Source organism: Streptomyces sp. NPDC051310, assembly GCF_044455245.1.
Taxonomy (GTDB): Bacteria; Actinomycetota; Actinomycetes; order Streptomycetales; family Streptomycetaceae; genus Streptomyces.
The window spans coordinates 1-20,004 of the sequence record NZ_JBITEO010000024.1 but is presented as its reverse complement, the minus strand read 5'-3'; the positions used below and the strand labels follow the sequence as shown (position 1 = coordinate 20,004).

The following is a 20,004-nucleotide window of genomic DNA, read 5'->3' as shown; positions in this document are numbered from 1 at the left end:
GGGTGGACGCCCGGCCCCCCGCCCCGGGCGTCCACCTCCTCCGCGGGTCCCGCGGGGCGCGGGGCCGCGGCCGGGCGGGGGGCTCGTCGCGGGGCGGGGGACCGGAAGGGTCAGAGGTTGCCGCGCTTGGCCTGCTCGCGCTCGATCGCCTCGAAGAGCGCCTTGAAGTTGCCCTTGCCGAAGCCCATCGACCCGTGGCGCTCGATGAGTTCGAAGAACACCGTCGGGCGGTCCTGGACCGGCTTGGTGAAGATCTGCAGCAGGTAGCCGTCCTCGTCGCGGTCCGCGAGGATCTTCAGTTCGCGCAGGGTCTCGATCGGGACGCGTGTGTCGCCGACCCACTCGCCGAGCGTGTCGTAGTACGAGTCCGGCGTGTCGAGGAACTGGACGCCGGCCGCGCGCATGGTGCGGACGGTGGCGACGATGTCGTTCGTGGCGAGCGCGATGTGCTGGACGCCCGCGCCGCCGTAGAACTCCAGGTACTCGTCGATCTGCGACTTCTTCTTCGCGATCGCCGGCTCGTTGATCGGGAACTTGACCTTGAGCGTGCCGTCCGCGACGACCTTGGACATGAGCGCGGAGTACTCGGTGGCGATGTCGTCGCCCACGAACTCCTTCATGTTGGTGAAGCCCATGACCTTGTTGTAGAAGGCCACCCACTCGTTCATCCGGCCGAGCTCGACGTTGCCGACGCAGTGGTCGATGGCCTGGAAGGTGCGCTTGGCGGGCGGCTCGACGATCGGGTTCGCGGCGACGAAGCCGGGCAGGTACGGGCCGTCGTAGCCGGAGCGCTCCACGAGGGTGTGGCGCGTCTTGCCGTAGGTGGCGATCGCGGCGAGGACGACCGTGCCGTGCTCGTCCTTGACCTCGTAGGGCTCCTCGATGCCGGTCGCGCCGTGCTCGACGGCGTACGCGTACGCCTTGCGCGCGTCGGGCACCTCGATGGCGAGGTCGATGACGCCGTCACCGTGCGCGGCGACGTGCTCGGCGAGGAAGCGGCCCCGGTCGGTGGACGGCTTGATGACGGACGTCAGCACGAAGCGGGCGGCGCCGTTCGTCAGGACGTAGCTGGCGGTCTCCCGGCTGCCGTTCTCCGGTCCGGAGTAGGCGACGAGCTTCATACCGAAGGCCGTGGAGTAGTAGTGAGCGGCCTGCTTGGCGTTGCCGACGGCGAAGACGACCGCGTCCATTCCCTTCACCGGGAAGGGGTCGGCCTGCCGGGCGGTACCGGGAATGTGGGAGATGGTCTCAGTCATGGCGGCAGGCTCTCTCCGTTCCGCAAGGTGCGCAATAGTTTGCGCGGAGGCTGGGCAATCTGTGCAGTGGATGGGCACTATGGCCGGGCGTTCTGTACAGGATGACCACCCCGGAGGCCCGCATGGCGATCGATCATCTGGACGGCCGGCTCATCGCACTGCTGGCACGGGAGCCGCGTATAGGGGTTCTTGAGGCGTCCCGCCGGCTGGGCGTGGCGCGCGGCACGGTGCAGGCCCGGCTGGACCGGCTCCAGGCGAACGGGGTCATCCGGGGCTTCGGCCCGGAGGTGGACCCGGCGGCCCTGGGGTACCCGGTGACCGCCTTCGCGACGCTGGAGATCAAGCAGGGGCAGGGCGCGGACGTGCGGGAGCACCTGGCGGGGGTGCCCGAGGTGCTGGAGCTGCACACGACGACGGGGCACGGGGACATGCTGTGCCGGCTGGTGGCGCGCTCGAACGCGGATCTGCAGCGGGTGATCGACCGGGTCGTCGGCTTCGGGGGCATCGTGCGGGCGTCCACGGCGATCGTCATGGAGAACCCCGTACCGCTGAGGATCATCCCGCTGGTGGAGCAGGCCGCCGGGGAGTGAGCCGGCCGGGGGCGGGAGCGCCCCGGCGCGGAGTTGCCGGGCGCGGTCGCCAGGAGGTGGCGGCAGGTGGCCGGGGAGCACCCGAGGGGCATGCAAAGAAGTGCTTGCAAGCCTTCCTTTGCAAGCCTACGCTTGCTGCCATGCCCGAGCCCGAGAAGAACGAGCCCGGCGGGCCCCCCGGCCCGATCCGCCAGCTCGACCCCCGCTCCCTGCGCGGTCTGGCCCACCCCCTGCGCATCCGGCTGCTGGCCGCCCTGCGCCACCACGGCCCCGCCACCGCCTCCCAACTGGCCGACCGCCTCGGTGAGTCGAGCGGCGCCACCAGCTACCACCTGCGCCAGCTCGCCTCCCACGGCTTCGTCGAGGACGCCCCCGAGCGCGGCAAGGGCCGCGAGCGCTGGTGGCAGGCGGTCCACCAGGGGACGTCCTGGGACCCCTCGCTCTTCGAGGACGAGGACCCCGGGACGCGCGGCGCGGTCAACGTGTTCCTGCACGAGATCGCGACCCTGCACGCGCAGGAGCTCAACACCTGGATCGGCACCATGCGCGACTGGCCCGGCGAGTGGGCCCGCAGCGCCGACCTGAGCGACTTCACGCTGCGCCTGAGCGCCCGGCAGCTGCGCGAACTCGACGAGAAGGTGCACGCCGTCATCAACGGCTACCGCGACGCCGAGCCGGACGAGGACGCCACGCAGGTGCGCCTCCATCTGCACGCGTTCCCGCAGCGGAGCGACTGACGGACCGCCCGGCCGGCGGCGCGAAGGAACGAAAGACCGAAGGAGAGGACCTCCCGTGATGCACCCCGACGTCCACCGGCAGCTCCACGCCCGGCGGGCCGCCGAATTACACCGCGCCGCACCCCCGCGCCGCCGCCCCGCACCGCCCCGGCGGCGCCGCCCCGCCGTACGCGTCCGTGTGGGCTGGGTCCTCGTGGAGCTGGGCCTGCGCCTGGTCCGGACGCGGGGCCCCGCCGCGCGCACCGCGTGACCGCGCGGCGCGGCGGGCGCGCGCCGCTGGCCGCCGTGCTGGCGGCCAACGCGATATCGATCACCGGCAACGCGCTGACCCTCATCGGCGTCCCGTGGTTCGCGCTCCAGACCACGGGCAGCCCCGGCAAGGCCGGGCTGGTGGCGTTCTGCGCGACCCTGCCGGTCGTCGTCTCGGCGCTCGCCGGCGGGCCGGTCATCGACCGGGTCGGCCGGCGCCGGGTCAGCATCGCGTCGGACCTGGTGTGCGCCCTGGCCCTGGCCGCGATCCCGTTCCTGCACCGGGCCGGGCGGCTCGACTTCTGGGTCCTGTGCCTGCTGATGGCCGTCACCGGACTGTTCCACGCGCCCGGCGAGACGGCCCGGCACGTCCTCGTGCCGGACCTCGCCGAACGGGCCGGCACCACGCTGACCCGGGCCGCGAGCCTCTTCGACGCGGTGTCGCGGGGTGCCCGCATGACGGGGGCCGCGCTCGCGGGCGTCCTCATCGCGGTGATGGGCGCGGAGACGGTCCTGCTGCTGGACGCCGCGACCTTCGGGGTGTCGGCGCTGCTGATCCTCGCGGGCGTCCGCGGCGTCGCGGCCGCGGAGCCGCGCAAGCAGACAGCCGCCGTCTCCTTCGCCGACTACCGCGCCCAGCTGCGCGAGGGGTACGCCTTCGTGCTGCGCACCCGGCTGCTGCTGGCGGTGGTGGTGCTGGTGATGCTCACCAACGGGCTGAACCAGGGCTGGAGCGCGGTGCTGCTGCCGGTGCACGCGCAGCGGCACCTCGGCGGTGCCGGAGCCATCGGGCTGATCACCGCTGTCTTCGGCGGCTGCGCCCTGCTCGGCGCCCTGCTGTACGCGGCGGCCGGGCACCGCTTCCGCCGGCTGCCGGTGTTCACCGTCGCGTTCCTGCTCGGCGGGGCGCCGCGGTACGTCGTCGCGGGGCTGACGGACGGCCTGTGGCCGCTGGTGGTGGCGGCGGGAGTCAGCGGGCTGGCCGTCGGGACGCTCAACCCGATCCTCACCACGGTGCTGTACGAGCGCGTCCCCGACGCACTGCGCAGCCGGGTCTCCGGCGTGACCACGGCCGGGGTGCTGCTGGCGGCGCCGCTGTGCGGGGTGGGCACCGGCTACCTCGTGGAGGGCGCCGGACCGGTGGCCGCCCTGCTCGGCACCGGGGCCCTGTACTTCCTGGTGACGCTCGCCCCGGCGCTCTTCCCGTCCTGGCGGCAGATGGACCGGCCGCCGCCGCTCAGCAGCTCGGGACCTTCGTCCCCTGCTCCAGCGCCCTCAGGGACGCCACCGCGTCCTTGAGCGTGGTGACCGGGATGAGCCGCATGCCGCCGGGCAGTTCGGAGACCGCCTGCGCGCACTCGTCCTTCGGTACGAGGAAGACGGTGGCGCCGTCGCGCCCGGCGGCCTGCGTCTTGAGGGACACCCCGCCGACGGCGCCGACCGTGCCGTCCGGGCTGATCGTGCCCGTACCGGCGATGGTGCGCCCGCCGGTGAGGTCGCCGCCCGCGCCGTCGCCGTCGAGCTTGTCCACGATGCCGAGCGCGAAGAGCAGCCCGGCGCTGGGCCCGCCGATGTCGGCGAGGCGCAGGGTGACCTTGACCTCCTTCGGGCTCCTGCCGAGGTAGCCGAGGGCGGCGCGGGTGGCGTCCTGCTGCGACTCCTCCATCTGCGCGATGTTGCGCTTCTCGATCTCCCGGTCGGTCCGGCCGGGCGGGTAGACGGAGTCGTGCGGCAGGACCGCCCGGTCCGTGCGGAACCAGCCGTCGACGACGTCCGCGAGGTCGACGTCGGTGCGGGGCCCGGTGGCGACGATGGTCGTCATGCGCAGCTGGCCCTGCGTCCTGCGGACGGGGGCTCCGGAAATGGTGATCACCTCCTGCCCCTGGTGCCTGCCCAGCACGTCGGAGGTCGAGCCGGGCTGCGCCAGCGTGAACGGCAGCGGCGCGAGCGCGGCCACCCCGAGCAGCGCGAGCACGGGCAGCCCGGAGAGCAGCAGCGCGTGGGTCCGGTTACGCAGGAGACTGGAGAGCAGCACGGTGCCAATCTATCGGCCGCGTCCCCGCCCGCCGCGCGTCGCCCGGCACCCCCGCGTCCGGGTGCTCAGCGCAGCGCGTCCGCGACCTCGCGGGCCGCGTCGACCACGCGCGGGCCGACGCGCTCGGGCACGGCGTCCGCGAGCATCACCACCCCCACGCTGCCCTCGATCCCGGTGACGCCCACCAGCGGAGCCGCAGCGCCGCTCGCGCCCGCCTCCAGCTCGCCGTGCGTCAGCGTGTACCCGGGGTCGTCCAGGGCGCCCTGGCGGGCGGCGAGGATCGCGCGGCCGGCGGCGCCCCGGTCCAGTGGGTGGCGGAACCCCGCCCGGTAGGCCACGTGGTAGTCGGTCCAGGTCGGTTCGACGACCGCGACGGCGAGCGCCTCGGCCCCGTCGACCAGCGTCAGGTGGGCGGTGGCGCCGATGTCCTCGGCCAGCGACCGCAGGGCGGGCAGCGCCGCCTCGCGCACCAGCGGGTGGACCTGGCGGCCCAGCCGCAGCACACCGAGACCCACACGGGCCCGGCCGCCGAGGTCCCGGCGTACGAGCGCGTGCTGTTCGAGGGTGGCGAGCAGTCGGTAGACGACGGTGCGGTTGACGCCGAGTTTGTTGGACAACTCGGTGACGGTCAGCCCGTGGTCGGTGTCGGCGAGCAGTTTGAGGACGCGCAGTCCCCGGTCGAGCGTCTGGGAGGTCTCCGCGGTCACGACGCCCTCTCCTTCGGAGTGAGTGGCGGCGGACACTCTCGTCGTCGGTTGCGGCACCGGTCCCATCGGCGACGCACGACAGAGGCCGCCGGCAGGCCATGGCACACCGGCTGCGCTCCGCGGCGGCGCTGCCACGGGGCGTTTCATTGCGATTGCCGGGGACAGTAGCGAGCGACTCCGCTCAGCGGAAGACCTCGTCCAGAATCCGGGCGCAAGCGGTTGCCACCCGGGCGTTTGATCCCGGTATGCCCCGGGGCGCCCGCGGGCGCGGGAGCCACGGTTGCGCGCCGGTGTCCGCCGGCGCGGGCACACCGCACCGCTGACCGGTCAGCGCATGCGGGTGGCCCACTCCTGCACCTTTTTGATCCTTTCGCGGATCTGCCCCGCCGTGGCCTCCGCGCTCGGCGGACCGCCGCACACCCGCCGCAGCTCGGTGTGGATCACGCCGTGGGGCTTGCCGCTCTGGTGGACGTAGGCGCTGACCATCGTGTTGAGCTGCTTGCGCAGCTCCAGCAGCTCCTTGTGCGAGACGACCGGACGCCGCTCGGCCGGGAGCTCCAGCAGGTCGGCCTCCTCGGCCGGCTTCTGCCTGCTGTGCGCGATCTGCCGCGCCTGCCGCTTGCGCAGCAGCAGCTGCACCTGGTCGGGCTCCAGCAGTCCGGGGATGCCGAGGTAGTCCTGCTCCTCCTCGCTGCCCGGGTGGGCCTGCATGCCGAACTCGGCGCCGTCGTACAGCACCCGGTCGAAGACCGCGTCGGACTCCAGCGCCTCGAAGGGCAGCATGTCCTGTTCGCCGGTGTCCTCGTCCTGCTGCTTGTTGGCCTCGTCCATCTCCTTCTCGGACTCGGCGTAGGGGTCCTCGTCGGCGCCGTCCTTCTTCGGCTTGTCGAGGGCGTGGTCGCGCTCGACCTCCATCTCATTGGCGAACGTCAGCAGCGTCGGGATCGTCGGCAGGAACACCGACGCGGTCTCGCCGCGCCTGCGGGACCGTACGAAACGGCCCACCGCCTGCGCGAAGAACAGCGGGGTCGAGATCGTCGTCGCGTACACGCCGACGGCGAGACGCGGCACGTCGACGCCTTCCGACACCATCCGGACGGCGACCATCCACCGGTCGTCGCCCTCGCTGAACTCGTCGATCCGCTTCGACGCGCCCGCGTCGTCGGACAGGACGACGGTCGCCCTGGTCCCGGTGATCTCGCGGATGAGCTTGGCGTACGCGCGCGCCGAGTCCTGGTCGGTGGCGATGACCAGGCCGCCCGCGTCGGGGATGCCCTTGCGCACCTCGGTGAGCCGCTGGTCGGCGGCGCGCAGCACGTTCGGCATCCAGTCGCCGCGCGGGTCGAGCGCCGTGCGCCAGGCCTGCGAGATCGCGTCCTTCGTCATGGGTTCGCCGAGCTTCGCCGCGACCTCGTCGCCCGCCTTGGTGCGCCAGCGCATGTTGCCGCTGTAGCTGAGGAAGATCACGGGCCGGACGACGCCGTCGCCCAGGGCGTTGCCGTAGCCGTACGTGTAGTCGGCCGACGACCTGCGGATGCCGTCGTTGCCCTCCTCGTACGTGACGAAGGGGATGGGGTTGGTGTCGGACCGGAACGGCGTACCGGTGAGCGCGAGGCGGCGCGTTGCGGGCTCGAAGGCCTCCAGGCACGCCTCGCCCCAGGACTTGGAGTCGCCGGCGTGGTGGATCTCGTCGAGGATCACGAGCGTCTTGCGCTGCTCGCTGCGGTTGCGGTGGAGCATCGGCCGCACGCCGACGCCGGCGTACGTGACCGCGACCCCGTGGTACTCCTTGCTGAGCGGCCCGGCGCTGTAGTCGGGGTCCAGCTTGATGCCTATGCGCGCCGCCGCGGCGGCCCACTGCTTCTTCAGGTGCTCGGTCGGCGCGACCACGGTGACCTGCTGCACGACGTGGTGGTGCAGCAGCCAGGACGCGAGCGTGAGCGCGAAGGTGGTCTTGCCCGCGCCGGGCGTCGCGACCGCGAGGAAGTCGCGGGGCTGCTCCTGGATGTACTTCTCCATCGCTGCCTGCTGCCAGGCGCGCAGCTTGTTGGCGGTGCCCCAGGGGGCGCGGCCGGGGAAGGCGGGTGAGAGGTGATGGGAGGCGGTAGTAGTCACGGTCTCCGCTTCGGGCCTCGGTTACGGCGTTACGTACGACAACCGGGCCACCCTACCGGTGGCCCCGGCCCCCTCCCGGCCGTACGCGGCCGTGACCGCGCGGACTGCGATGCGGCTCACACCGGCCCCGGCCGGCGCCGCGGTCAGCGCTCCCGCACCGCCAGCCGCGTCGCCACCCAGGCCCCCGCCAGGGCCACCGCCGCCACCGGCAGGAACACCGCGGCGAAGGCCGCCGGGTGCCCGCCCGCGGCTCCGGCCGCCGGGGCGTGCCCGGCCGCGGAGCCGCCGCCCAGCGCGGCGAAGGCGGCCCCGCCCGCGGCGAGGAGCAGCACGTTGGCCAGGCCGTCGGAGATCTGCAGGGCCGCCGAGTTGGCGCCCACCTCCTCCGGCGCCGACAGCTTCAGCAGCAGCACGCTGGTCGAGGCGATGACCAGGCCCATGCCGAGGCAGCCGAAGCCCCACGCCACGCCCACGGTCCACACGGGCACGGAGGGGATCAGCACGCTCGGCACGGTCGCTATGGCCGCCGCGACCAGCAGCATGCCGAGCACCACCAGCCGCTCGCGGTACGGCTCCACGCGCGGCCGCGCCTGGATGTACGAGCCCAGCGCCCAGGCCGCGCCGCCCACCGCCAGCGACAGGCCGGCCATGGTGGGGCTCAGGCCCCGCTCGCTGACCAGCATCAGCGGCACGAACGACTCCGCCGCGACGAACGACCCGGCCGCCACGCCGCGCAGCAGCACCACCGACGGCAGGCCCCGCGCCGCCCGGTAGGTGCCGCGCGGCAGCAGCCCGCGCACGGCGGGCACCACGAGCGCCGCCCCCGCCGCCGCCGGGAGCACCGACAGCCACCGCGCGTCCTGCACGGACACGGCCTGCCCCGCGTACTGCAGCAGCCCGACCCCGAGCGATATCGCCAGTGCCAGCCGGATGCGGCGCCCGTCGAACGGCACCGGGGGCGCCGCGGGGTCCGCCGGGCCGGACGCCCGGCGCCGTATCGCGGGCAGCGCGAGGGCCAGCGGCAGCACGACGAGCACGGGGATGCCGACGAAGACCCAGCGCCAGCCGAGCCGTTCGGTGACCGTGCCGGCCACCAGCGGCCCCACCACGGACGGCACGATCCAGCTCGCGGCGAACGCCGCCATGATCGCCGGCCGCAGGTGTTCCGCGTAGGCGCGGCTGACGACGACGTAGAGCGCCACGATCACCAGCCCGCCGCCGAGGCCCTGGACCGCGCGGCCGGCGATGAACAGCCACATCGCCCCGGCGGTGCCGGAGAGCAGCAGCCCGGCCGCGAAGGCGGAGATGCCGGCGGCGAGCGGGGCGAGCGGCCCGGCGCGGTCGGACCACTGGCCGGACAGGACCATGGCGAAGAGGCTCGTGGTGAAGTACGCGGAGAACGCGAACGCGTACAGCGGGATCCCGTTCAGCTCGCGCGCGGCCACCGGCATCGCCGTCCCGACGGCGGTCGCCTCGAAGGCGATCAGCAGGACGACGGAGACGATCCCGGTACTGAGCGCGCGGTGGTCCCGGTCGAGGACGCCGCCGGCCTTCGCGGGGTCGGCGGCGGGTGTCCGGGCACTGCTCTCCAAGGCGGTCATGCCCCTTACCGTAAGGGCCAACCGATGCTTTGACCCCTGTCCAGGGGTGGGAGAGCCCTGGTCCCTTGGTCGTACGACCCGCAGCGTGAACGCGGTATGGCAGTCGTGTTGCGACCTCCCCCGCGGCCTTCCGGCCCCGGCCGCGCGGCGCCTACCGTCGTTCACGCAGCACCGCACAGGACCGTGTGCCCGAGTGGCCGAGGGGCTGGATTGCAAACCCAGTTACGCGGGTTCGATTCCCGCCGCGGTCTCCGCCGAAGGGTCCTGAGGACCCCTCAGATCCTGGCCCGGTCCCGCCGGGCCAGGATCGCCTCCACCGTCGCCTCGACGGTCAGCTCCGAGGTGTCGAGCCAGAGCCCGGTCCGCGGCGTCTCCTCCCGCAGCACCCGGTCCAGGCCCTCGGGCGTCCACCCGCCGCCGTAGCCGGTCTTGCCGCGCCCCGCCTCCCGGGCCGCCACCGCGCCCGCGTGCGGGGCGAGGACGACGACGTACAGCGGCCGGGTCCGTACGAGACGGGTGAAGGCCGGCAGGTGCTCGCCCAGCACCACGTCCTGGACGACGGCGGTGAAGCCGTCGGCGGCATAGGTGTCGGCGGCCGCCGCCGCCAGCCGGTGGCGCAGCCGCAGTTGGGCGAGGGCCTCTTCACCGGGCTCGGGCAGCATCTCCGCGCGCCCGGACACGATCATGCGGCGGAAGGCGTCCCCGCGTACGTGCGCGGCGCGCGGCAGCCGCTCGGCCAGCGCCTGGGCGACCGTGGACTTGCCGGCCGCCATGACGCCGGTGACGAGGACGACGGCCGGGCCGAAGGCGTCCACCGCTCAGGCCGTCGGTACGGCCACCGCCGCCTGGGGCCGGATCGGGAGGCGGTTGACGGGGCGGCCGGTGGCGGCGCGGACCGCCGAGGCGACCGCCGCCGGGGAGGTGACCACCGGGACGGCGCTCGCGGCCTTGGCGCCGAAGGGCGCCACGACATCGCGCTCCTCGACGAGCTTCACGATGCGGATGTCCGGGGCGTCGAGGGACGTCGGGAGGGCGTAGCCGGTGAGGTCGGGGTGACGGACCAGACCGCGGGCCGTGCGGAGGTTCTCGGTGAGCGCCGCGCCGATGCCCTGGGTGACGCCCGCCTCGATGCGGGTGGCGAGCTGGGCCGGGTTCAGGATCCGGCCCACGTCCTGGGCGACCGCCATGTCGACCACCCGGACCGCGCCGAGCTCGATGTCGACGTCCACGACCGCGCGGATCGCGCAGAACGCGAGGCCGACGAAGGCGTCGCCCTGGCCGGCCTCGTCGAGGGGCTCGGTGGGGTGCGGGCGGCACTGGGCGGTGGCCCACAGCTCCTTGCCGTCCAGCGCCTCCATGACGGTGGTCGACAGCACGCCGTCGTACGAGGTGATCTTGCCGTCGGCGATCTGGAGCAGCTCGGTGGACATGCCGAACTTGTGGGCCAGCGGTTGCAGCAGCTGGGTGCGGACCATCTTGGCGGCCCGCTCGACCGCGCCGCCCGAGACCCAGGTATGCCGGCCGTGGGTGGCGGGCCCGGCGGGCGGCTGGTCGGTGTCGACCGAGGCGACGTGCACCTCGTCGATGCCCAGGGTCTCCTGGACGATCTGGCGGGCGAGGGTGGAGAACCCCTGGCCGGTCTCGACGGCCGCGCAGATGACGGTGGCGACGCCGTCCTGGACCTTGACCGTGGCCGTGGAGACCTCGTCCGTGCCCTCCGCGCCGAGCATGTGGACCATGCCGACCGCGTAGCCGACGCCCCGCCGGACCGCGCCGGGCTCGCCCGCGCCCTCCGGGCCGCCGGGCAGCAGCCAGTCGTCCTCCGGGGAGTCCTTGGGCAGCGGCGGGAGGGGGGCGTCGCGGACCGCGCGGAGCAGTTCGGCGACCGGTGCCGGGCAGGTGACCGTCTGGCCGGTGGGGAGGATGTCCCCGGTCGCCAGGACGTTGCGCAGCCGCAGCTCCGCCGGGTCCAGGCCCAGGCGCGAGGCCAGCTTGTCCATCTGGGCCTCGTACGCGGCGCAGACCTGCATCGCGCCCTCGCCGCGCACATGGCCGGAGGGCGGGTTGTTGGTGCGGACGGCCCAGCCCTCGACGAAGGCGTGCGGCACGACGTACGGGCCGCAGGCGAAGGCGACCGCGGCGGCGAGCGACTCCGACGACGCCTCGGCGTACGCGCCCGCGTCGAGGAGGATCTGCGCCTCGACCTTGATCAGGCGGCCCTCGGCGTCGGCGTGGTGGCGGTAGCGCAGCAGGGTGGGGTGGCGGTGGGCGTGGCCGAGGAAGGACTCCTCGCGGGTGGCGGCCAGCTTGACCGGGCAGCCGGTGCGCAGGGCGAGCAGGCCCAGCGGGATCTGGAAGCCGGGGTCCTCGCGGTCGCCCATGGCTCCGGGGACGCCGGTGACGACGACCTTCACCTGATCGGGGCTCAGGCCGAAGCAGGCGGCGGCCAGGTCGCGGTCGGTGTGCGGGTCGGTGGACGCGGTGTAGATCTCGACGCCGCCGTCCGGGCGCGGCACCGCGAGTCCGGCCTCCGCGCCGATCGGCGCGGGGTCCTGGCGGCCGATGCGGTAGAGGCCCTCGACGATCACCTCGCCCGTCGCCTCGGGGTCGCCGTAGCGCAGGGGGATGTGCCGGATCAGGTTGCCGTCGGGGTGGAGGGGCGGGGCCGCGAAGGCCTTCTCCGGGTCGGTGACGGGGTCGAGGACCTCGTACTCGACCGCGATGGCCGCCGCGGCGAGCCGGGCCGTGTCGGGGTGGTCGGCGGCGACCGCGGCGATGGCCTCGCCGTGGTGGCGGACGAGGTCGGCGGCGAAGACGGGACGGTCGGCGACGCTGCGGCCGTACGTGGCGTTGCCGGGCACGTCCGCGTGCGTCACCACGGCGCGGACGCCCGGCATCTCCACCGCGGCGCTCGTGTCGACGGAGACCACGCGCGCGTGCGCGTGCGGGGAGCGCAGCACGGCCGCCCAGAGCAGACCCTCGGCCCACAGGTCCGACGCGTAGGGGAAGGTGCCCTCGGCCTTGGCGCGGGCGTCGGCGGACGGGAGCGACGCGCCGATCCCGTGGTCCGGGAGCTCCTGCTGGGGGCCGTCGACCGCCGGGATGGCGGTGGCCGCGTCGTTGCTCACGCCGTGCCTCCGTCGTGCGGGTGGTGAACCTGGTGCGGGATGCGGGCCTCTTCGGCCGCCTCGGCCGCCGCGGCGGCGCTCGCGGCGCGCTCGGCGGCCACTTCGCGCACGGCGTCGACGACGCCGCGGTAGCCGGTGCAGCGGCAGAGGTTTCCGCAGAGCGCCTGGCGGGTCTCCATCTCGGTCGGGGCGTGGTTGCCCTCGAGGAGGTCGTGGACGGTCATGGCCATGCCGGGGATGCAGAAGCCGCACTGGACGGCTCCGCACGCGGCCAGGGCCCGCTGGACGTCGGAGGGTTCGCCGTCCACGGCGAGTCCTTCGACCGTACGGACCTCGCTGCCGGCCGCGGTGGCCGCGGGCACGAGGCAGGAGGCGACGAGGCGGCCGTCGACCTGGACGTTGCAGGCGCCGCACTCGCCCTGCGAGCAACCGTCCTTGGCGCCGGCGAGGCCGAGGCGCTCCCGCAGCACGTACAGCAGGGATTCGCCGATCCACGCCTCGGTGACGGGGCGGTCGGCGCCGTTGACGCGCAGGACGTACGAGATGTGCGGGTGCTCGTCGCTGTCGGTGACGCGGGTGGGGGCCGCGGCGTCCGGCGCGGGGGCTTCCTGCGCCGGGGCCGGCCCGGGCTCCGGCGCCGGGTCGGGGGCAGAGGCGGGGGCGGGCTGCTGTGCCGGGGCCTCCTGGGCAGCCGCCGCGCCGGAGTCAGCCGGGCCCTCGGCGGACGGCTCGGGGGCCGGCTGCTCCGGGGACGCGGGGTGCTCGGGGCGCTCCGGGGACGCGGCGGGTTCGTGCGTCCCGGGCTCCGGCTGCGGGGCGGGCTCGGGCTGAGGCTGCGGGGCGGGCTCCGGCTCCGGCTGCGGGGCAGGCGTCGCCCAGGGGGCGGGGGCGCCGCCCGGGAGCGTCGCCGGAGGGTTGCCGCTGGTCCACTCGGAGGCGAGCGCGGACGTCGTGAACTCGCCCGACTCGTCCGGAAGATCACCCCGGGCCACCGGGATCGTCCACTGGCCGGTCAGCTCGGACGGCGCCTGCTCCGACTGCGGGGCCGCCGCCTGCGGGTAGGTCCACTGCCCGGTCGCGTTCGGGTCGTGCGCCGCCCACGCCTCGGCGGGCACGTAGCCGTGCCCGGGCGCGGCGAGCGGGGCCCCGTCCGGCGACAGGTCCGCGGGCAGCTGGACGAAGGCGGTGGCGTCGCCGTCGTACTCGCCCTGCGGTGTCGGCCGCCAGCCGCCCTGCCCGTGGCCGTACTCCTGGCCGTACTGCTCGTACGGCTCGTACTCCTGCTCGCGCCCGTTCGCGTTCTCGTCCGCGGTCACGACAGCGCCCTCCCCAGTGCTCGTCGGGCCAGCGCGGCGACCGTGCGCCGCAGGTGCAGTACGGCGGGCGGCAGCTGCTCCCCGCCCTGCTGGTCCGGGATGCAGGCCGCCGCGACGTACTCACCGAACGCGGTGAGCGCCTCCGGCGCCAGTCCGCGGTCGCCGTCCCAGTCGATCAGCGACGCGATCCAGCGCTCGGCCTCCAGCGGCCGCAGCGGCATCGGGGCGATGGCGCCCACCGCACAGCGCACACCGCGCCGCGCCGGGTCCAGGACCAGGGCGACGGACGCCGTGGCGCGGCCCGGGCCGGTGCGGCCGGTGGCCTTCAGGAACACCTGCGGGGCGTGCAGCAGCGGTACCCGGACGAAGCCGACGAGCTCGCCCGGCGCGAGCAGTTCGCGTCCGGCCAGCAGGTACGAGACCGGGATCTCGCGCGTGCCGCCCGGTCCCGCCACCACGAGCTCGGCCTCCAGGGCGGCGAGCACGGGCAGGGAGTCACCGGTGGGCGCGGCGCTGACGATGTTGCCGCCGAGCGTGCCGGCGTTGCGGATCTGCGGCGGTCCGGCGGCGCGGGCGGCCGCGGCGAGCGCCGGGATGAGCGCCGCGAAGTCGGGGCGCCCCATGCGCGCGTGGGTGAGCCCCGCGCCCAGGAGGGCATGGCCGTCCTGGTACTGCCAGCCACGGATCTCGTTGACGCGGCCGAGTCCGACGAGGCCCGCCGGGCGCAGCTGCCCCCGGTTGACGGCGGCCATCAGATCGGTGCCGCCCGCGACGGGCACGGCGGCGGGCATGGCCGTGAGCGCCGCCACGGCCGCGTCGAGCGTGGCCGGCAGCGTCACGGACTGCGCCGCCTGCGGTGCGTGCGTGGTCAACCCAGCTGCCCCTTCCCGGTGTCCCCGGTCGTCCCGGCTGTCCCGCCTGTGTTGCCGTACCGTACGTGCTCACAGCCCCGACGTGGCAACTCTGGCACATCTTCCGGGCCGCTCGACGCGAGGGTCCACGAAGGGCGCATCCGTCCCGGACATCCCGTGACCTGCGAGATGCACCGGTTTGCCGCATCCTCCATGGCTGGTGCGGATTGCCACTTCCCGGCGACCTTGTACGACTTATCCGGCGGGGCCTCCGCGGTGTGCGGGGCGAGGCGCGGGGCGCGGGGCGCGGGGTGTGCGCCCAGGGCGGCCCGGGGCGGGTCTCACACGTTCGGGGGCGGCCCTTCGGCGGGGCGTCCGGCGACACCGGGGCGCCGCTGCCACGGCAGGGGGCCGCCGGGCGGGCGGTAGTCGACGCCGAGCGCGTCGAGGCGCGCGTAGTGGGCGGTCATCCGGCGCTCGAAGTCCGCGAAGTCCCGCTCGGCGGGGGCGGGCAGCCCGGCGCACCAGGCGACCTCGGCGAAGGCGGCGAGGCGCGGGAAGACCTGGTAGTCGACGCGGGAGCGGTTGTCCATGACCTCGGTCCAGGCGTTGGCCTGGGTGCCGATGACGTGGGCGGCGGCCTCCGGGGAGAGCTGTGGCGGCAGGGGCTCGAAGCGGTAGACGTCCTCCAGGGTCCGGACGTACCCGAGGGGCACCGGCTCGTCGTCGCCCGGCGCTTGGCGGTGGTCGAGGTAGACGTGCTGCTCGGGGCACATGACGACGTCGTGCCCGGCCTCGGCGGCGGCGATCCCGCCGGCGTAGCCGCGCCAGGACGACACGGCGGCGCCCGGGGCCAGGCCGCCCTCCAGGATCTCGTCCCAGCCGATCAGCCGGCGGCCGCGCTCCGCCAGCCAGCGGTCGAAGTGCCGCACGAACCACGACTGGAGCCCGTCCTCGTCCGCCAGGCCCAGTTCCGCGATGCGCGCCTGCGCGGCCGGGGACGCCTTCCACTGGTCCTTGGGGCACTCGTCGCCGCCGAGGTGGACGAAGGGCGACGGGAAGAGGTCGAGGACCTCCTCCAGGACGCCCTCGAAGAAGCGCAGGGTGGTGTCGGTGGGGGCGAGGACGTTCGGGTTGACGCCCCAGGTGTCCCAGACGCGGAGAGCGGCCGTGTCGACGACGTCGGTGTTGCCGAGGTGGGGGTACGCGGCGATGGCGGCCTGCGCGTGGCCCGGGATGTCGATCTCCGGTACGACGCGGACGTGGCGTTCGGCGGCGTACGCGACGATCTCGCGGATGTCGGCGTGCGTGTAGTAGCCGCCGTGCGGCGTGTCGTTCCACAGCGGCGAGGCGCGGTGCCCCTGCTTGGTGCGGGCCCGCCAGGCGCCGACAGCGGTGAGGTGGGGGTGGCGTTCGATCTCGATGCGCCAGCCCTGGTCGTCGGTGAGGTGCAGGTGCAGGACGTTCAGCTTGTGGGCGGCGAGGAGGTCGACGTAGCGCAGGACGTCGTCCTTGGGGAGGAAGTGGCGTGCCACGTCGAGCAGGAGACCGCGCCAGGGGAAGCGGGGGCCGTCCTCGACGGTCACGTACGGCAGGTCCCAGTCACGGCCGGGCGGCCCGACGGGTGCCCTGCGGTACGCGTCGGGCCCGAGCAGCTGACGGAGCGTCTGGACGCCCCAGAAGACGCCGGCGGCGCTGCCGCCCTCGACGACCACGGCGGCGTCCTCCACGGAGCCGTCGGTGGACAGCCGGTAGCCCTCCGGGCCGTACTCCCGATCGACGTCCGCGCCGATCCGCAGCACGATCGCGCGCGGGCCGCCGCCGGGCGCCAGCGGGAGACCGGTGGCGGCGCCGAGCGAGGCGCGCAGCAGCCGGGCGACGCCCTCGGTGCCGGGGCGGGCGTCCACGGTGGTGTCCTCGTCGAGGGAGAAGTACCCGGGGGAGTCCGCCCGGCACGCGGTGCGGCGGGGCGCCGGGATGAGGTCGTTGTCGTCCATGCCGGCCGTCAGTCCTTCACCGCGCCGCCGAGCCCGGACACCAGGCGGCGCTGTACGAGTACGAAGAAGACCAGGACCGGGATGGTCATGACGGTCGACGCGGCCATGATGCCGCCCCAGTCGTTCTCGTCCGGCTTGAAGAAGACGAGCAGCGCCATGGGCAGGGTCGACTGCGAGGTGTCGCTGATGAGGAACGACTTCGCGAACAGGAAGTCGTTCCAGGTGGAGATGAACGAGAAGACGCTCGTCGCGACGAGGCCGGGCAGCACCAGCGGGAAGAGGATCTGCCACAGGAAGCGGGTCCTGCTCGCGCCGTCGAGGTACGCGGCCTCCTCCAGCGCCTCGGGCACGGCCTTGACGAAGCCGCGCAGCATCCAGATGGCGAACGGCAGGGAGAACGCGATGTGCGGCAGGATCAGCGCGCCGAGGGTGTTGAGCTGGCCGAGGTCCCGCATCAGGAAGAACAGCGGGATGGTCAGCGCCTCGACGGGGACCATCTGCGCGATGAGGAACATCACCAGCAGGGTCGTGCGGAAGCGGAACCGGAAGCGGGTGACGGCCGTGGCGGCGAGGAACGCGATGAGGGCGGACGCGACGACGACGGCGCCCGCGACGGTCAGGCTGTTGAGGAAGTAGCGGCCGAAGTCCTGCTGTTCGAAGACCCGGCGGAAGGAGTCGAGGGACGGGGACAGCGTCCAGGGGCGGGGGGCGGTGGACTGGATCTCACCCGCCGGTTTCAGGGCGGACAGGACCATCCAGTACAGGGGGAAGGCGACGACGGCCGCGATCAGGAGGGCGGCGGCCTCGGCGGCGAGGCGGCCGGGCTTGCGCAGGCGCGGCAGGCTCACAGGTGTTCTCCCTGGCGTCGCAGGAGGCGGAGGTGGACCAGGGTGACCGCGAGCAGGATCAGCAGCATGACGACGCCGATCGCCGCGCCCAGGCTGTACTGGGAGGACGCGAAGGCCTTCTGGTAGGCGTAGACGTTGAGGACGAGGTTCTGGCCGGCGATGCCGCCGCCGCCCGTCATCACGTAGATCTGGGTGAAGACCTTGAAGTCCCAGATCACCGACTGGATGGTGACCACCGCCAGGATCGGCCGCAGCAGCGGTGCCGTGACGGAGCGCCAGGTCCGCCACGACGAGGCGCCGTCGAGGGCGGCGGCCTCCAGGACCTCGGAGGGGACGGCCTTGATGCCCGCGTAGACGGTCACCATCACGAAGGGGAACGAACACCACACGACTTCGAACAGGACGAGCGCGAAGGCGCTGTAGCGGCCGTACGTCCACGAGAGGTCACCGAGGCCGAGGACCTTGTTGACGGGGCCGAAGTCCGGGTCGAAGAGGAAGACCCAGACGGTGGACCCGGTGACGGCGGGCGTGGCCCACGCGCCGAGGGCGGCGAGCATGAGCGCGAGGCGCGGGAGGGCGCGGACCCGGGTGAGCAGGACGGCGAGGGCGCAGCCGAGGGCGAGGGTGGCGGCGACGCAGGCGGCGGCGAACGCCACGGTGGCGAGGAGGACCTGCCGGAACTGCTCGTCGCGCAGGAGGGCCGCGTAGTTGCCGAACCCCTGGAAGGAGGTCGGTTCGCCGCCGCTGACCTGGGCCTGGGTGTACTCCAGGAGCGAGATGAGCCCGAGCTGGTGGATGGGGTACACAAGGAGCCCGCCGAGCACGGCGAGCGCGGGTGCGAGGTAGAGCCAGGGGGTCCAGCCCCCGCTCCCCCGCCCGGCCGCCCGCCGTGTCCGGGGCCGGGGCACGGCGGGCCGGTACGGCGCCGGCGGGGGCGCCGTGGGGTCCGCTTCCACGGCCGTGGCCGTGCGGTCGGCCATGGGGATCAACCCGCCGACGCGAAGGCGGCGTTCATCTTCCTGGCCGCGTCCCCCGAGGCGGCCGCCACGTCCTTCCGGCCGCTGACGATCTCCTGGAACATCGTCGGCAGGACGAGCGAGGCGTCGATGCCGCCCCACGCGGGCGAGGCCGGGACGAACTTCGTGCCGGCCGCGAGGGTGTCGATGAAGGGCTTGGCGAACGGCTGCTTCCGGGCGGCCCGCGCCCGTACGTCGGTGTACGTGGGCAGGAAGCCCATGGCGTCGAAGAGCCTGTCCTGTGTCTCCTTGCCCGCCAGGGACTTCATCAGGTCCACCGCCAGGGTGCGGTGCGAACTGCTCCTGAGGACACCCAGGTTGTTCCCGCCCGCGAAGGCCGGTGCCACCGAACCGGGTTGTACGCCCGGCAGCGGCACCACCGCGTACGCGCCCTTCACCGTGCCCGCCTCGACCGCCGCGTGGCCGAAGTCGCCGCCGATCGCCATGGCCGCCTTGCCGGAGGCGAACGCGGCGACCGTCGCGTTGCCGCCCATCGAGGCGCATTTCGCGGGCGGGCAGTTGTCGTCGCCGAACAGCGAGGTGTAGGCCGCGATGCCCTTGCGCGCCGCCGCGGAGTCGATGGCCGCGGTGTACGAACCGCCCTTCCGCACGGCCAGTTCACCGCCGTGCGCCCACACGAAGGGCAGCGCCCCGTACGTGTACGCGCCGCCGACGGCGATCCCGTACAGCTCCGGTTTCGCCTTCCGGATCCTCTTCGCGGTGGAGATCAGCTCGTCCTGGCTCCGGGGGACCGCGAGCCCGAGCTCCCGGAACACGTCGGTGCGGTAGTACAGGGCCCGTACGCCGACGAAGAGCGGCGCCCCGTACACCTTGCCGTCCACCGTGACGGAGGCGCGCGCGGTGGGGTCGGTGTCCCGGGCGTCGGCCCAGGCCGTGAACTCGGCGGTGACGTCGGCGAGTCCGCCGTCCTTGACGTATCCGGCGGTGTCCGTGTTGCCGTACTCGATGAGGTCCGGGGCGCTCGCCGGATCGTTGAAGGCGGCCTTGATCCGCTGGGCGCGGCTCTCCACGGGGATGTACTCGACCTGGACGTCCGTCCCCGGGTGCCGCCGTTCGAAGGCGGTCACGGCGGCGTCGACGACCCGCTCCTTCGGCGCGTTGCCGACTTCCCGGAAGAGCCAGACGCGCAGGGTGCCGCTGGTGTCGTCCCGGTCGGCGGAGGTGTCGGAGGTCTGCGGGGCGCAGGCGGTCAGCAGCAGGGCCACGGCCGCGGCGGCCAGTCGGGACGGCGTTCGGGCAGGAAGCTTCATGGGCGGGTCCCTCCGAGACGAACAGCCCGCACGTTGCAACATATGCAACGCGCGTTTCGTGCTGCACAACACGCAGGAGGGTAAGGGTGCCCCGACGGCCCCCACAAGAGGTCTCGACCATTCGGCGATCAGCCGGCCCGGGAAGCCACGGGGAAGCAGGCGGAGACGCGGGCGGGAACGACGAAGGCCCCCCGGGGGGGGGGGGGGGGGGGGGGGGGGGGGGGGGGGGGGGGGGGGGGCGGGGGGGGGGGGGGGGGGGGGGGGGGGGGGGGCGCGCCGGGGGGCGG

General features: G+C 74.1%; 17 protein-coding genes and 1 tRNA gene. 5 read left to right on the top strand and 13 right to left on the bottom strand.

Annotated features, from left to right (window positions below; translation table 11 throughout):
* Positions 1-110: 110 nt before the first annotated feature.
* Positions 111-1,256, bottom strand: coding sequence for a 4-hydroxyphenylpyruvate dioxygenase (hppD, locus tag ACIA79_RS27855; protein ID WP_399431103.1), 1,146 nt, complete (start codon positions 1,254-1,256; stop codon positions 111-113).
* A 122-nt stretch (positions 1,257-1,378) separates the two neighbouring features.
* Here hppD and ACIA79_RS27850 point away from each other — a divergent pair, with 122 nt between their 5' ends.
* The 4 genes from ACIA79_RS27850 (at position 1,379) to ACIA79_RS27835 (ending at position 4,131) form a co-directional block, all read left to right on the top strand.
* Positions 1,379-1,846, top strand: coding sequence for an Lrp/AsnC family transcriptional regulator (locus ACIA79_RS27850; protein WP_399431102.1), 468 nt, complete (start codon positions 1,379-1,381; stop codon positions 1,844-1,846).
* A gap of 140 nt (positions 1,847-1,986) precedes the next feature.
* Positions 1,987-2,583 carry an ArsR/SmtB family transcription factor gene (locus ACIA79_RS27845; RefSeq protein ID WP_399431101.1) on the top strand — a complete coding sequence of 199 codons (597 nt, stop codon included), beginning with the start codon at positions 1,987-1,989 and terminating at the stop codon, positions 2,581-2,583.
* Positions 2,584-2,641: 58 nt separating this feature from the next.
* Entirely contained in the window at positions 2,642-2,833 is a 192-nt protein-coding gene (locus tag ACIA79_RS27840; RefSeq protein WP_399431192.1) for a hypothetical protein, read from the top strand.
* Positions 2,830-4,131: an MFS transporter gene (locus ACIA79_RS27835; RefSeq protein ID WP_399431100.1), complete on the top strand. Its 1,302-nt coding sequence runs from the start codon at positions 2,830-2,832 to the stop codon at positions 4,129-4,131. Before ACIA79_RS27840 ends, ACIA79_RS27835 begins: the two co-directional genes overlap by 4 nt.
* Here the strand turns inward: ACIA79_RS27835 and ACIA79_RS27830 are convergent.
* From ACIA79_RS27830 to ACIA79_RS27815, 4 genes are all read right to left on the bottom strand, one after another.
* Positions 4,070-4,864: a S16 family serine protease gene (locus ACIA79_RS27830; RefSeq protein WP_399431191.1), complete on the bottom strand. Its 795-nt coding sequence runs from the start codon at positions 4,862-4,864 to the stop codon at positions 4,070-4,072. The genes ACIA79_RS27835 and ACIA79_RS27830 overlap by 62 nt on opposite strands.
* Positions 4,865-4,932: 68 nt before the next feature.
* Entirely contained in the window at positions 4,933-5,574 is a 642-nt protein-coding gene (locus ACIA79_RS27825) for an IclR family transcriptional regulator (RefSeq protein ID WP_399431099.1), read from the bottom strand.
* A gap of 327 nt (positions 5,575-5,901) precedes the next feature.
* Positions 5,902-7,689 carry a DEAD/DEAH box helicase gene (locus ACIA79_RS27820; RefSeq protein WP_399431098.1) on the bottom strand — a complete coding sequence of 596 codons (1,788 nt, stop codon included), beginning with the start codon at positions 7,687-7,689 and terminating at the stop codon, positions 5,902-5,904.
* A 143-nt stretch (positions 7,690-7,832) separates the two neighbouring features.
* A complete protein-coding gene (locus tag ACIA79_RS27815; protein WP_399431097.1) occupies positions 7,833-9,290 on the bottom strand; it encodes an MFS transporter in 1,458 nt (485 codons plus the stop codon).
* Positions 9,291-9,469: 179 nt separating this feature from the next.
* Between ACIA79_RS27815 and ACIA79_RS27810 the strand changes: the two genes are divergently transcribed.
* Positions 9,470-9,541 (top strand) — tRNA-Cys (locus ACIA79_RS27810).
* Positions 9,542-9,565: 24 nt separating this feature from the next.
* Here the strand turns inward: ACIA79_RS27810 and ACIA79_RS27805 are convergent.
* The 8 genes from ACIA79_RS27805 to ACIA79_RS27770 form a co-directional block, all read right to left on the bottom strand.
* The gene (locus ACIA79_RS27805) at positions 9,566-10,063 is read right to left on the bottom strand and encodes a phosphotransferase (RefSeq protein WP_399431190.1); all 498 of its coding nucleotides are present in this window, start codon (positions 10,061-10,063) and stop codon (positions 9,566-9,568) included.
* 45 nt (positions 10,064-10,108) lie between these two features.
* Positions 10,109-12,418: a xanthine dehydrogenase family protein molybdopterin-binding subunit gene (locus ACIA79_RS27800; RefSeq protein ID WP_399431096.1), complete on the bottom strand. Its 2,310-nt coding sequence runs from the start codon at positions 12,416-12,418 to the stop codon at positions 10,109-10,111.
* Positions 12,415-13,734, bottom strand: a complete 1,320-nt coding sequence (locus tag ACIA79_RS27795; protein WP_399431095.1) for a (2Fe-2S)-binding protein — start codon at positions 13,732-13,734, stop codon at positions 12,415-12,417. Before ACIA79_RS27795 ends, ACIA79_RS27800 begins: the two co-directional genes overlap by 4 nt.
* A complete protein-coding gene (locus ACIA79_RS27790) occupies positions 13,731-14,606 on the bottom strand; it encodes an FAD binding domain-containing protein (RefSeq protein WP_399431094.1) in 876 nt (291 codons plus the stop codon). Before ACIA79_RS27790 ends, ACIA79_RS27795 begins: the two co-directional genes overlap by 4 nt.
* Positions 14,607-14,926: 320 nt before the next feature.
* Entirely contained in the window at positions 14,927-16,582 is a 1,656-nt protein-coding gene (locus tag ACIA79_RS27785; RefSeq protein ID WP_399431093.1) for a beta-N-acetylhexosaminidase, read from the bottom strand.
* 8 nt (positions 16,583-16,590) lie between these two features.
* The gene (locus ACIA79_RS27780; RefSeq protein ID WP_399431092.1) at positions 16,591-17,430 is read right to left on the bottom strand and encodes a carbohydrate ABC transporter permease; all 840 of its coding nucleotides are present in this window, start codon (positions 17,428-17,430) and stop codon (positions 16,591-16,593) included.
* Positions 17,427-18,410 (bottom strand): carbohydrate ABC transporter permease, encoded by a 984-nt coding sequence (locus ACIA79_RS27775; protein WP_399431091.1) that lies wholly within the window; start codon positions 18,408-18,410, stop codon positions 17,427-17,429. The genes ACIA79_RS27780 and ACIA79_RS27775 overlap by 4 nt, the downstream gene beginning before the upstream one ends.
* Positions 18,411-18,415: 5 nt before the next feature.
* Entirely contained in the window at positions 18,416-19,717 is a 1,302-nt protein-coding gene (locus ACIA79_RS27770; protein ID WP_399431090.1) for an extracellular solute-binding protein, read from the bottom strand.
* Positions 19,718-20,004 lie beyond the last annotated feature (287 nt).